8 protein-coding genes and 1 pseudogene are annotated in these 12,594 nt (G+C 73.2%); 6 read left to right on the forward strand and 3 right to left on the reverse strand.

The features are described 5' to 3' along the window. Position 1: 1 nt before the first annotated feature. A complete protein-coding gene (locus tag ACFY60_RS25775) occupies positions 2-1,585 on the reverse strand; it encodes an MFS transporter (RefSeq protein ID WP_388615875.1) in 1,584 nt (527 codons plus the stop codon). A gap of 239 nt (positions 1,586-1,824) precedes the next feature. On the opposite strand from ACFY60_RS25775, the gene mfd reads away from it, so the two are divergent. Further along, positions 1,825-5,355: a transcription-repair coupling factor gene (gene mfd / locus ACFY60_RS25780; RefSeq protein ID WP_388615872.1), complete on the forward strand. Its 3,531-nt coding sequence runs from the start codon at positions 1,825-1,827 to the stop codon at positions 5,353-5,355. A 50-nt stretch (positions 5,356-5,405) separates the two neighbouring features. Here mfd and ACFY60_RS25785 read toward each other — a convergent pair whose 3' ends face one another. Further along, positions 5,406-6,695, reverse strand: a complete 1,290-nt coding sequence (locus ACFY60_RS25785; RefSeq protein ID WP_388615869.1) for an SGNH/GDSL hydrolase family protein — start codon at positions 6,693-6,695, stop codon at positions 5,406-5,408. A 588-nt stretch (positions 6,696-7,283) separates the two neighbouring features. Between ACFY60_RS25785 and ACFY60_RS25790 the strand changes: the two genes are divergently transcribed. The 3 genes and pseudogenes from ACFY60_RS25790 to ACFY60_RS25800 all read left to right on the forward strand — a co-directional run. After that, entirely contained in the window at positions 7,284-8,015 is a 732-nt protein-coding gene (locus ACFY60_RS25790; protein WP_388615866.1) for an HNH endonuclease family protein, read from the forward strand. A 65-nt stretch (positions 8,016-8,080) separates the two neighbouring features. Continuing rightward, a complete protein-coding gene (locus ACFY60_RS25795) occupies positions 8,081-9,208 on the forward strand; it encodes a DUF6183 family protein (protein WP_388615863.1) in 1,128 nt (375 codons plus the stop codon). A 75-nt stretch (positions 9,209-9,283) separates the two neighbouring features. Next, positions 9,284-9,478, forward strand: a pseudogene (locus tag ACFY60_RS25800) (HNH endonuclease); the annotation flags it as partial. Here the strand turns inward: ACFY60_RS25800 and ACFY60_RS25805 are convergent. After that, positions 9,463-10,728 carry an MFS transporter gene (locus ACFY60_RS25805; RefSeq protein ID WP_388615860.1) on the reverse strand — a complete coding sequence of 422 codons (1,266 nt, stop codon included), beginning with the start codon at positions 10,726-10,728 and terminating at the stop codon, positions 9,463-9,465. The pseudogene ACFY60_RS25800 and the gene ACFY60_RS25805 overlap by 16 nt on opposite strands. Positions 10,729-10,783: 55 nt before the next feature. On the opposite strand from ACFY60_RS25805, the gene ACFY60_RS25810 reads away from it, so the two are divergent. Next, a complete protein-coding gene (locus tag ACFY60_RS25810) occupies positions 10,784-11,767 on the forward strand; it encodes an ArsR family transcriptional regulator (RefSeq protein ID WP_388615858.1) in 984 nt (327 codons plus the stop codon). Between the two features lie 61 nt (positions 11,768-11,828). Beyond that, on the forward strand, positions 11,829-12,575 hold the full coding sequence (locus ACFY60_RS25815) for an N-acetyltransferase (protein WP_388615856.1): 747 nt from the start codon (positions 11,829-11,831) through the stop codon (positions 12,573-12,575). The last annotated feature ends 19 nt before the right edge of the window (positions 12,576-12,594 follow it).

Below are 12,594 nucleotides of genomic sequence, written 5' to 3' on the forward strand. Positions count from 1 at the left end.
GTCAGTCCCGCTCCGGCCCGGGCCGCTTCTCCTCCTCCAGGACGGGGAATCGGCGCGGGGCCAGGGTGAGGAGGGCGAGGAGCGCGAGCCCGGCCGCCACCGCCGCGCCCAGGTAGACGGAGTCCACCGCCGCGTCGACCGCCCGGCGCAGCCGGTCGGTGGTCTCGGCGGTGAGGGAGCCGGGGGCGTCGAGGGCGCGGGCCAGGGTGTCCAGGTCGGTGCCGCCGCCGAGCCGGGAGGCGAGGACCGTGTTGGCGACGGCGCCGAACAGGGCGGCGCCGACGCTCTGCCCGACCTGCCGGCAGAAGAGGACGGAGGCGGTGGTCGTGCCCCGCTCCTCGTACGGGACGGTGGACTGCACGCCCACGATCAGCGGCAGCTGGAAGAGGCCGAGCGCCCCGCCGAGCAGCAGCATGAGGAGCGCGGGCTGCCAGGGCTCGCCGGGGAACGGCAGGAACGGGAAGGCGAGCAGCAGCACCAGCGCCAGGGACATGCCGAGGACGGCGGTGAGCCGGAAGCCGACGCGGGTGTAGACGCGGCTGGAGAGCGCGGCGGTGACGGGCCAGCTGAGGGTCCAGGCGGAGAGGACGAAGCCGGCGGCGATCGGTCCGAGGCCGAGGACGGACTGGGCGTAGGTGGGCAGGAAGACGGCCGGGGCGACCATGAGCAGGCCGAGGGCGCCGAGGGCGAGGTTGACGGCGGCGATGGTGCGGCGGCGCCAGACCCAGCCGGGGATGATCGGTTCGGGCGCGCGGCGCTCGATGACGACGGTGAGCGCGGCGAGGGCGGCGGCCCCGCCGAGCAGGCCGAGGGAGGGCGCGGAGAGCCAGGGCCAGGCGACACCGCCCTGGACCAGCGCGGTGAGCAGCAGGACGCCGGTGGCGAAGACGGCGAGGGCGCCGGGCCAGTCGACCTTCACGCGCGCGCGTGCGCCTGTCCCGGCGGTCCCGGGCGGGTTCCCGGCGGAGGCGTCGCGGGCCGGTTCCGTGAGGTGGCGGACGATCAGCCAGAGGGCGAGGAGGCCCAGCGGCAGGTTGATCAGGAAGATCCAGCGCCAGTCGGCGTACCCGGCGAGCAGGCCGCCCACCGCCGGGCCCGCCACCGAGGAGGTGGCCCACACCGAGGACAGTTTCGCCTGGATCCGGGGCCGCTCCTTCAGGGGGTAGAGGTCGGCGGCGATGGTCTGGACGGTGCCCTGGAGCGCGCCGCCGCCGAGTCCCTGCACGACGCGGAAGGCGATCAGGGAGCCCATGTCCCAGGCCAGGGCGCACAGCAGGGAGCCGGCGAGGAAGAGGACCGTGCCGGCGACCAGGACGGGTTTGCGGCCGAAGGTGTCGCTGAGTTTCCCGTACACCGGCAGGGTGACGGTCACGGCCAGCAGGTAACCGGAGAACAGCCAGGAGAAGACGGAGAGCCCGCCGAGGTCGCCGACGATCTGCGGGACGGCGGTGGCGACGACGGTGCCGTCGAGGGCGGCGAGCGCCATGGCGAGCATCAGCGCGGCGACGACGGGTCCGCGGCGGCCGGTGGGGGAGTCGGTGGGGCTCGGGGCCGGTCCGGTCCGGGTCGTCGGCTGCTCCACCACCACAGGGTCCTTTCTTCGTACACCTAAATGGGCGCGGACAGGGTCTCACCCCGGCCGGGCCGGGAGGAACCCCCCGGCCGCCCGTCCTCCTGCGGCCGGTGACATGATCCGGCCGCCCCCGGGGGTGACCGCATGCCCGCGCCCGGTGGCCGTCGTACGCTGGGCACCCCGGCCCGTGCGACGTGTCGGGCCGTTCGCGTTGTGTCCGCTCTCCAGTACGTACCGGGATGGAAAGCCCCATGAGCCTGCACGGTCTTCTCGACCTCGTCGTCAAGGACGCGGCCCTCGCCGAGGCGGTGAGGGCGGCCGCCGACGGGCACCGCCCGCACGTGGACCTCGTCGGACCTCCCGCCGCCCGCCCCTTCGCGGTCGCCGCGCTCGCCCGGGACTCGGGGCGCCCCGTCCTCGCCGTCACGGCCACCGGCCGCGAGGCGGAGGATTTGGCCGCCGCGCTGCGGTCGCTGCTCGACCCCGACACGGTGGTCGAGTACCCCTCCTGGGAGACCCTGCCGCACGAGCGGCTCTCGCCCCGCTCCGACACCGTGGGCCGCCGCCTCGCCGTGCTGCGCCGGCTCGCCCACCCGCGGGACGACGACCCGGCGGCCGGGCCCGTCTCGGTCGTCGTCGCGCCGGTCCGCTCCGTGCTCCAGCCGCAGGTCAAGGGCCTGGGCGACCTGGAGCCGGTGTCGCTGCGGTCGGGTCGGTCGGCCGATCTGAACGAGGTCGTCGAGGGGCTGGCCGCCGCCGCGTACTCGCGGGTGGAACTGGTCGAGAAGCGCGGCGAGTTCGCCGTGCGCGGCGGCATCCTGGACGTCTTCCCGCCCACCGAGGAGCACCCGCTCCGCATCGAGTTCTGGGGCGACGACGTCGAGGAGATCCGCTACTTCAAGGTGGCGGACCAGCGGTCCCTGGAGGTCGCCGAGCACGGTCTGTGGGCACCGCCCTGCCGCGAGCTGCTGCTGACCGACTCCGTACGGGAGCGGGCGGCGGCGCTGGCCGAGGAGCACCCGGAGCTGGGCGAGCTGCTCGGCAAGATCGCGGAGGGGATCGCCGTCGAGGGCATGGAGTCCCTCGCGCCGGTGCTCGTGGACGACATGGAGCTGCTGCTCGACGTCCTGCCGCAGGGCTCGATGGCGCTGGTCTGCGACCCCGAGCGGGTACGGACCCGGGCCGCCGACCTGGTCGCGACGAGCCAGGAGTTCCTCCAGGCGTCCTGGGCGGCCACGGCGGGCGGCGGCGAGGCCCCGATCGACGTGGGCGCGGCCTCCCTGTGGGGGATCGCGGACGTACGGGAGCGGGCGCGGGAGCTGGGCATGGCCTGGTGGTCGGTGTCGCCGTTCGCCGCCGACGACGCCGAGCGGGAGGCCGACACGCTCACCCTGGGCATGCACGCCCCGGAGTCGTACCGCGGTGACACGGCCCGCGCGCTCGCCGACACCAAGGGCTGGCTGTCCGACGGCTGGCGCACGGTGTACGTGACGGAGGCGCACGGTCCCGCCGCCCGGACCGTCGAGGTCCTCGGCGGAGAGGGCATCGCCGCCCGGCAGGCCGCCGACCTGACCGGCCTCACCCCGTCCGTGGTGCACGTGGCCTGCGGTTCGATCGACCACGGCTTCGTGGACCCCGCGCTGAAGCTGGCGGTCCTGACGGAGACGGACCTGTCGGGCCAGAAGGCGGCCGGCAAGGACGGGCAGCGGATGCCCGCCAAGCGGCGCAAGACGATCGACCCGCTGACCCTGGAGGCCGGCGACTACATCGTGCACGAGCAGCACGGTGTCGGCCGCTACATCGAGATGGTGCAGCGGACCGTGCAGGGCGCCACCCGCGAGTACCTGCTGGTGGAGTACGCCCCCGCCAAGCGCGGCCAGCCCGGCGACCGCCTCTACATCCCCACCGACCAGCTGGAGCAGGTCACCAAGTACGTGGGCGGTGAGGCGCCGACGCTGCACCGGCTCGGCGGCGCGGACTGGACGAAGACGAAGGCGCGGGCGAAGAAGGCGGTCAAGGAGATCGCCGCCGACCTCATCAAGCTGTACTCGGCGCGCATGGCGGCCCCCGGCCACGCCTTCGCCCCCGACACCCCCTGGCAGCGGGAGCTGGAGGACGCCTTCCCGTACGCGGAGACGCCCGACCAGCTGTCCACCATCGCCGAGGTGAAGGAGGACATGGAGAAGACGGTCCCCATGGACCGGCTGATCTGCGGCGACGTCGGCTACGGCAAGACGGAGATCGCGGTGCGGGCCGCGTTCAAGGCGGTCCAGGACGGCAAGCAGGTCGCGGTCCTGGTGCCGACCACGCTCCTGGTCCAGCAGCACTTCGGGACCTTCTCCGAGCGGTACGCGCAGTTCCCGGTGAAGGTCCGGGCGCTGTCCCGCTTCCAGACGGACACGGAGGCGAAGGCGACGCTGGAGGGCCTGCGCGACGGCTCGGTCGACGTCGTCATCGGCACCCACCGCCTCTTCTCCTCCGAGACGAAGTTCAAGGACCTCGGTCTGGTCATCGTCGACGAGGAGCAGCGCTTCGGCGTCGAGCACAAGGAGCAGCTGAAGAAGCTCCGCGCCAACGTCGACGTGCTCACCATGTCCGCCACGCCGATCCCGCGCACCCTGGAGATGGCGGTCACCGGCATCCGCGAGATGTCGACCATCACCACGCCTCCGGAGGAGCGGCACCCGGTCCTCACCTTCGTCGGCCCGTACGAGGAGAAGCAGATCGGCGCGGCGATCCGCCGCGAACTGCTCCGTGAGGGCCAGGTGTTCTACATCCACAACCGGGTCGACTCCATCGACCGGGCGGCGGCCCGGCTGCGCGAGATCGTCCCCGAGGCGCGGATCGCCACCGCCCACGGCCAGATGGGCGAGTCGGCCTTGGAGCAGGTCGTGGTCGACTTCTGGGAGAAGAAGTTCGACGTGCTGGTCTCCACCACGATCGTGGAGTCCGGCATCGACATCTCCAACGCGAACACCCTGATCGTGGAGCGCGGCGACAACTTCGGGTTGTCGCAGCTCCATCAGCTGCGCGGCCGGGTGGGCCGGGGCCGGGAGCGGGGTTACGCCTACTTCCTCTACCCGCCGGAGAAGCCGCTCACCGAGACCGCCCACGAGCGGCTCGCCACCATCGCCCAGCACACGGAGATGGGCGCGGGCATGTACGTGGCGATGAAGGACCTGGAGATCCGCGGCGCGGGCAATCTGCTCGGCGGCGAGCAGTCCGGTCACATCGCGGGCGTCGGGTTCGACCTGTACGTACGGATGGTGGGCGAGGCGGTCGCGGACTACCGGGCGCAGATGGAGGGCGGCGCCGAGGAGGAGGCGCCCCTGGAGGTCAAGATCGAACTGCCGGTCGACGCGCACGTCCCCCACGACTACGCGCCGGGCGAGCGGCTGCGCCTCCAGGCCTACCGGGCCATCGCCTCCGCCAACTCGGAGGAGGACATCAAGGCCGTACGGGAGGAACTCACCGACCGCTACGGCAAACTCCCCGAGCCGGTCGAGAACCTCCTCCTCGTCGCCGGCCTGCGGATGCTGGCCCGCGCCTGCGGAGTCGGCGAGATCGTCCTCCAGGGCCCGAACATCCGCTTCGCCCCGGTGGAGCTGCGCGAGTCGCAGGAACTCCGTCTCAAGCGCCTCCACCCGCGCACGGTGATCAAGCCGGCCGTCCACCAGATCCTGGTCCCGCGCCCGACGGCGGGCAAGATCGGCGGGAAGCCGGTGGTGGGGCGGGAACTGCTGGCGTGGACGGGGGAGTTCCTGACGACGATCCTGGGGTGAGGGCGGCGGGGGCCGGTGGGCCGGCCCCCGCACCGTCCGGTGCTCGCGGGTCAGAGCACGTCGAGGTCGACCGCGTCGGCCATCGCGCGGTAGCCGGCGTCACCGGGGTGGAGGTGGTCGCCGGAGTCGTAGGCGGGGCGCATGCGGTCGGGGTCGGCGGGGTCGGCGAGGGCCCGGTCGAAGTCGATGTACGCGTCGTACGCGCCCGACGTGCGGATCCAGTGGTTGAAGGCGTCGCGCTGGGCCTCGTTGTGCGGGGTGTGGTGGCGTGAGCCCTTCATGGGGGTGAGGGTGGCGCCGACGACGCGCAGGCCGTGGGCGCGGGCCTCCCGGATCAGGGCGAGGTGGCCCTCGATCAGTTCGCCGACGGTGACCTCGGGGCCGCTCGTGGCACCGAGGTCGTTGATGCCTTCGAGTACGACGACGGTGGTGACGTCCCGTTCGGTCAGGACGTCCGGCCCGAAGCGGGTGGTGGCCTTCTCGCCCAGGGGGCCGCTGTCGCGGACGACCTTGTTGCCGGCGATGCCGTGGTTGAGGACGGCGCGGGGGCGGCCGGCGGCGGTGAGGCGTTCGGCGAGCACGTCGGGGTAGCGGCGGTCGGTGTCCCGCGTGGAGCCGGAGCCGTCGGTGATGGAGTCGCCGAAGGCGACGACGGCGCCCTCGGCGCGACTGTCCGGTGAGGTGCCCCGGACCTCGACGCCGGTGAGGAAGTACCAGGAGGCGTCGGTCTCGGTGAACGCCGAGCCGTCGGTGTCGGCCAGGTGGTCGCCCTCGGCCCGGTGGCTGGTGGTGGCGGCCACACGGTGCACGGTGGCCGGTCCGGTCGCTCCGGTGAGGCGGAGGGTGACGGTGACCCGGTCGAAGGGCCGGATCCGCAGGGCGGCGGCGTCGCTGAGGAGCGTGCCGCTCGCCGGGATCGTGACGGTGCCGTCGCCGCCGAAGGTCAGCCGGCGGACGGAGCCGGGCAGGACCGAGCCTTCGCCGGCGGCGGCGGTGCGGGCCACGGTGGCGCCCGCGACCCGGAGCGGCCGGGTGCCGTAACGGTTGCTCAGTTCGATCCGCAGCCGGTCCCCTCCGGTCGTGACCCGGACGGACTGGCGGAGGGTGTGGTCGGTGAAGCCCTCGGCGGACCAGTTCTCGCTGCTGGTCCCGGGGGGCTGGGGCGAGGCCGCCCAGGCGCCCCGCCAGGGGGCGGGGGCCGCGCCGGGGGCCGGGGACGCCGTGGTCCCGGAGGCCGTCGTGCCCAAGTGCCGCTCCGTGCCGCAGGCCGTGAGGGCGGCGGCGGTGGCGAGGGCGAGGAAGGTGGCGGTCGCCCGCCGGTACATCTGGTGCGTGGTCATCCGTCCCGCTGTTCCGCCCCCGTCGGAGGGGCATCCGCGCCGAACATCACGCCGGTCAACGACCGGCGGACCTCGCCCGGTTCCCGACCGGCGACCGGTTCGTCCAGATTGTGGGTGCGAAGCAGCGTAGCGAAGCCGTGCACGAGCGACCAACGGCGATATCGGCCGTACGGGTGTCGCCCCCTTCCGGCAGGGCGCCCCCGGCAGCTCCGCGGCGCCCCGCGCACCCGGGCCGATGGGGTTCACCACCCCCGCCTAGGATCGCCGGATGCGCACCTCTCGGAAGACACGCAGGCATCCGGGCGTACTCCGGCGGACACCCGCGGCGGTCGGGCTGGTGGCCGCCGCGCCACTGGTGGCGGGGTGTCAGGGGACCGAAGGCGGGGTACGAGCGCGAGAAGTTCGGCCGGGCGTGGGCGGACACCGCCCACGGGGTGCCGTTCGCCCGGAACGGCTGCGACACCCGCGTTGTCTCTGTGCTTCGCGCCGTGACGGATCTGTTCTCGCAGCGTATGCAGGGTGAGGTCGGCTGTGCGTAGTGAGAGGCACGTGAGCCACGGGCTCCCGCGGACTCGAGGGAAGAAGGCCGTGCTTTCGGCCGTGGTCGTCGCCGCGTTCGTCGCAGGCTGTGATGGCCTGGAGCCGGGCGGAAGTTCCGCAGGATCCGGACCGGGCGCAGCGGCCGGCCAGGCAGTGAGCCCGTTGACGAATCCCGACGGGACGAAGCCGGGGCTCGCCGCGCTCACGTCGGAAGCGGACAAGGCCGACGCACGCAAGCTCATTCAGGGACTCACCACAAAGGCGCGCGGGCCGAAAACGGGTTACGAGCGGGATGAGTTCGGCTACGCGTGGATGGATACGGCGGACGGGGTGCCGCTGGCGAGGAATGGTTGTGACACACGGAACGACGTGTTGAAACTCCATGGGAGGCATGTGCAGTTCCGTTCAGGTTCCGACTGCGTGGTTGTCGCGATGGACCTGTACGACCCGTACACCGGCAAGGACATCGCTTGGAAGAAGGCGAAGGCCGCCGAGGTGCAGATAGACCACGTGGTCCCGCTCTCCTACAGCTGGCAGATGGGCGCCGCTCGATGGCCGGAAAGCAAGCGCGAGCAGTTGGCGAACGACGTGCTCAATCTGCTTCCTGTCGAAGGGCGCGCCAATTCGGCGAAGCGGGACTCGGGGCCCGCGTCCTGGTTGCCGCCGAACAAGAAGATCCGGTGCTCGTACGTGGTTCGCTTCGCGCAGGTCGCCGACAAGTACGAGCTCCCGGTGACGGCGGCGGACAAGGCGATGATGCTGAAGCAGTGCGAAGGCTGATCGAGCCGCATTGATGTGGGAAAACGCCATCGCTTTTGGACTGTAGGACACATACGCTTCCCGCTGTGGCTGACCGCGTACAGAAGATCGTGACGGAACTGCCGGGCCTGAAGAGCGTCACCGACGTCTGGAAGGTGGCCGACCGTCGCCTGGCGCAAGGGGACGCCGCCTTCGTCGCGGACCTCGGCATCGCGCTCGCCGGGGCGTACGGCTCCGAGCCCAGGCCGATCTGGCAGTACGGGAGCGTCTTCGACCACCTGCTCCGGCTGCTGGCCACCGATCCCGGCCCCGGGAACGTGAGGCAGGCGCTACGGCTGGTCTCCTCGACGGAAGCCGCGCACAGGGAGCTGGACCGCTACACGGCATCCTTGCTGGCCTCCAGCCACCCGGCAGAGGAACTCGCCGAGGCGTTCACCGGCAACGCCTCCGAGGAACTGCGTGCCTGCCTGGTCCATGAACTCGTACTCAGGGGCGCCGCAGTCACGGAAACGCCGGGGATCGCGGGGTGGGCGGCATCACCGCACTGGAGACACCACTCGCTGGGATGGCTGCCGCTGGCGCTGTCCGATGTGGAAGGGCAGCCGGATCTGCCGAGCTACAGCGCTCGCGGCAGCAGCCACGCGATGCCGTACGGCCCGTCGGCGCATCGCGGGATGTGGGTCGATGCCGGGGCGCAGGTGCCGTCGGTCGAGGAAACGACGACCGAGGCGGCCGCCGAGGTCATCGGCACCGCTGTGGCGAACTGGGCTGAGGAGTCGAACGGTCGGATCGAGGCGAGGGTCTTCGACCTGGCCGCTGTTCCGAAGGCCGAGGTGGTGCCGAGCGTGTTGCTGGGGCTGGACCTGGAATGCCTGAAGGGTGCGGGGAAGGAGACCGCCTTCTCCGTCGCCGCCTGCCCGCCGGACCAGGCATGGAGGGTCCTCTTCGCCGCCGCGTCCACGGGAGGTGCCTATAACTCCGGCGCCCGTGGTGCTTACGGACGGCTGGCCGCGTGGCAGTCCCTGGCCGGCCTCTGCGGTACTGCCGAGGGTGCCCCCGTGGAGGAGGTCGAGGCATGTGCACGGGAGTGCGCCTGGTACGGCTTCGGCGCCGACACCGAGTGGTTCGAGCGCGTGGCCTGGGACATCGGCCTGATCTGTGTCACTCCAGGACGCCGACGCTTGGCGGTGTTGGCCGCGACCGACACCGATTGAGCATGCCGGGGACCCGCTTCGGCGAAGTCCTGACCGTTGGAACGACGTGCCTAGCGGCTGTCCGGTTGACGGGGTGACACGCTCAACCTGCTGCCGGTCGAGGGCCGGGCCAACGCGGCCAAGGGGGACTCCGGCCCGGCGTCCTGGCTCCCGCCCGACAAGCGCGTCCGGTGCGCCTACGCGGTCCGCGTCGCGCAGGTGGCCCTCGCGTACGAACTGCCGGTCACCGAGGCCGACCAGCGCGCGATGGCCCGTCAGCGCGGCGGCTGACCGACCGGCGTCGCGCGGCCCCGGGTGAGGGTGAGCGGGAGCAGGGCGAGGAGGGAGACGAGGACGCAGACGCCCCACCAGCCGGCCAGGTCGAAGGCGCGGACGCCGAGCCAGGAGCCCAGGGTGCCGCCCAGATAGGCGCAGGTCATGTAGGCGGTGTTGAGGCGGCTGCGGGCGTCGTCGCGCAGGGCGTAGACGCGGGCCTGGTTGGCGACGCTGCCCGCCTGGAGGGCGATGTCGAGCAGCAGGGTGCCGGCGAACAGGGCGATCAGGCCCGGCGCGCCCCCCAGCGCTCCGGCGGCCAGGACCGCGGCCGCGAGGAGGACGCCCAGCGCGCAGACGCGGTTCACCGGGTCCGGGCCGTGGCGGTCCACCAGGCGGCCGGCGAGCGGGGTGCACAGCATGGTGGCGCCGCCGACGAGGGCGAGCAACCCCACGGCCGGGGCGCCCAGGCCGTAGCCGGGGCCGGTGAGCAGGAGCGCCACGCACGTCCAGACCGCCGAGAAGCCGCCGAAGACCGCCGCCTGCTGGAGCGCGGAGCGCCGCAGGTCCGGTTCGGCGCGCAGCAGCCGCGGCGCCTCGGCCAGGAGTGACGGGTAGGACCGGTCCGCGGCGCCCGGGGGTGCCGGGGCGGTGGTGCGCAGCGCGCGGGCCAGGACGAGGGCCAGGGCCAGGACGAGGGCGGCGGCCACCAGGTAGGGGGCCCGCCAGCCGGCGGCCTCGCCGAGGGTGCCGCCGAAGGCGCGGGCCAGGAGCATCCCGCCGATGGAACCGCTCAGCAGCGTGCCGAGCACCGCGCCCCGGCGGTCGGCGGGGACGAGGCCGGCCGCCATGGGGCCGACCACCTGCGCCGCGACGGTGGTGAGCCCGACAAGGGCGCTCGCGGCGAGGAGGAGCGGCAGCGTGGGGGCGCAGCCCGCGGCGAGCAGGCCCGCGCCGGTCAGGACGAGGAGGACGACGAGGAAGGGGCGGTACGCGAGCCGGTCGCCGAGCGGCACCAGCAGGAACATGCCGGCCGTGTAACCCGCCTGGGTGGCGGTCACGGTGGCCGAGGCGGCGTCGGGGGAGACGCCGAGGTCGCCGGCGACGAGGGGCGTGAGCGCCTGCGGGAAGTAGAGGTTGCCCACGGCGAACGCGCAGGTCAGGGCCAGGAGCAGGGTCAGTCGGCGGCTCAGGGAGGCCCCGTCCGCCGGTGCGTCGCCCGCCCTGCCCGCCGGTGCGGTACGCCCTCCGCGCGTTCGTGGTGTCATGGGCGAAGTCCACGGCATCGGCGCCCCGGCGCCAATCGATGTAGCGTACGGCTTAATGATCAGCTTCGTGCTCGGGGTCGAGGACCTCGCGGACACCCGCTTCGCGCTCTCCCCGCTGCACGAGACCCTGCTGAGCCTGCGGGTGCTCCAGGACCCGGGGCTCTCCGCGCTGCACCTGCCCTGGCGCCGGTCGGTGATCGGTGAGCTGGGCGGCCTCGACACGGGCCTCCTCATGGCGCTCGTCGCCCGGCGGCGTACCCTCCCCGACTTCCTCACCCCCAACCCCACCGGCTTCGCCCCCTCCTTCGAGGAGGAACTCGCCGCCGTCGGCCGCACCCATCCGGCCCGGGTCCGGCGTGATCTGCTGCTCGCCCACGCGCCGGACCCCCTTCCGGCGCCGCTGCGCGCCGCGACGGCCGGCGACGAGGGCGTCGCGGAGCTGCGGGAGGCCGTCTGCGAGGTCCTGCGGCGGTACTGGAAGGCGGCCGTCGAGCCGATGTGGCCGAGGATGCGCCTGGTGCTGGAGGCCGACATGACCTACCGCGCCCGGCAGCTCGCCCTCGGCGGCGCCCGGCTGCTGTTCGCGGACATGCACCCGCACCTGCGCTGGCACGACGGCGAGCTGCGCATCGGCAACATGATCAGCAGTCATCGCGTGGTGGCCGCCGGGCGGGGACTGCTGCTTCTGCCGTCGGTGTTCGTGCACCAGCCCGCGCCGCCCGTCAGCCCGGAGGAACCGCCGAGCCTCGTCTACCCCAGCCGGGGTGTGGCGACCCTGTGGGACCAGGCCCCGCCCCCGGACGGCACCGCGCTGGCCTCCTTGCTCGGTGCGCCCCGGGCGGGGCTCCTGCGGCTCCTGGAGGAGCCGCTGCCCACGGTGGAACTGGCGCGCCGGCTGAGGGTGACTCCGAGCGCCGTCTCGCAGCATCTGCGCGTCCTGCACGCGACGGGGCTCGTCATCCGGGCGCGGGACGGGCGCCATGTGCTGTACCGGCGCAGCCGCCTCGGGGACCACCTCGTGGCGGGCGGCGCGCAGTGAGGCCGGGGCCGGGCCGGAAAAACGTTTGGGCAGGATCGGACGTGATCACTAGCCTGCCCGCATGGACCTCCGCATCACGACCCTCGCCGAACGCCCCGAACTCGAAGGGGCGATGTGGTCCATGAAGGACCTCTGGCCCGAGTTCATGCTCCACGACCCGGTCGGCTGGGCGAACATGGGGCGGATAGCGCGCGAGCTGCCGCAGTACGTGCTCGTCGCGACCGACGCGGAGGGTGAGGTCGTCGCCCGGGGCTTCAGCGTCCCCTTCCGGCTCGACGCCGACGGCCGCCGCGAGCTGCCGGACCGGGGCTGGGACGAGGTCCTGATGTGGGCGTTCTCCGACCTGCGGCACGGGAAGGAGGCCGACACCGTGAGCGCGATCGAGATCACCGTCGACACCTCGGTGCTCGGCCGGGGCATCTCGCACCGGATGCTGGCCGCCCTGCGCGAGAACGCCGCCGGGCTCGGTTTCACGGAACTCGTCGCCCCGGTCCGCCCGAACGGCAAGCACCGGGAGGCCGGGGCCTCCATGCACGAGTACGCCTTCCGGACCCGCCCCTCCGACGGTCTGCCGCACGACCCGTGGCTGCGCGTCCACGTCCGCGCGGGCGGCACGATCGAGGCGGTCGCCCCGGCCTCGATGACGGTCTCCGGCTCGCTCGGCCAGTGGCGCGCCTGGACGGGCCTGCCGTTCGACGCGGACGGACCCGTCGAGGTGCCGGGCGCCCTGGTCCCGGTCCACTGCGAGGCCTCACGCGGCTACGCGGTCTACGTCGAGCCCAACGTGTGGGTGCGCCACCGGCTCTGACGGCCCGGTGCCCCCCGGC

The organism is Streptomyces sp. NPDC012827, assembly GCF_042900905.1.
Taxonomy (GTDB): Bacteria; Actinomycetota; Actinomycetes; order Streptomycetales; family Streptomycetaceae; genus Streptomyces; species Streptomyces gulbargensis.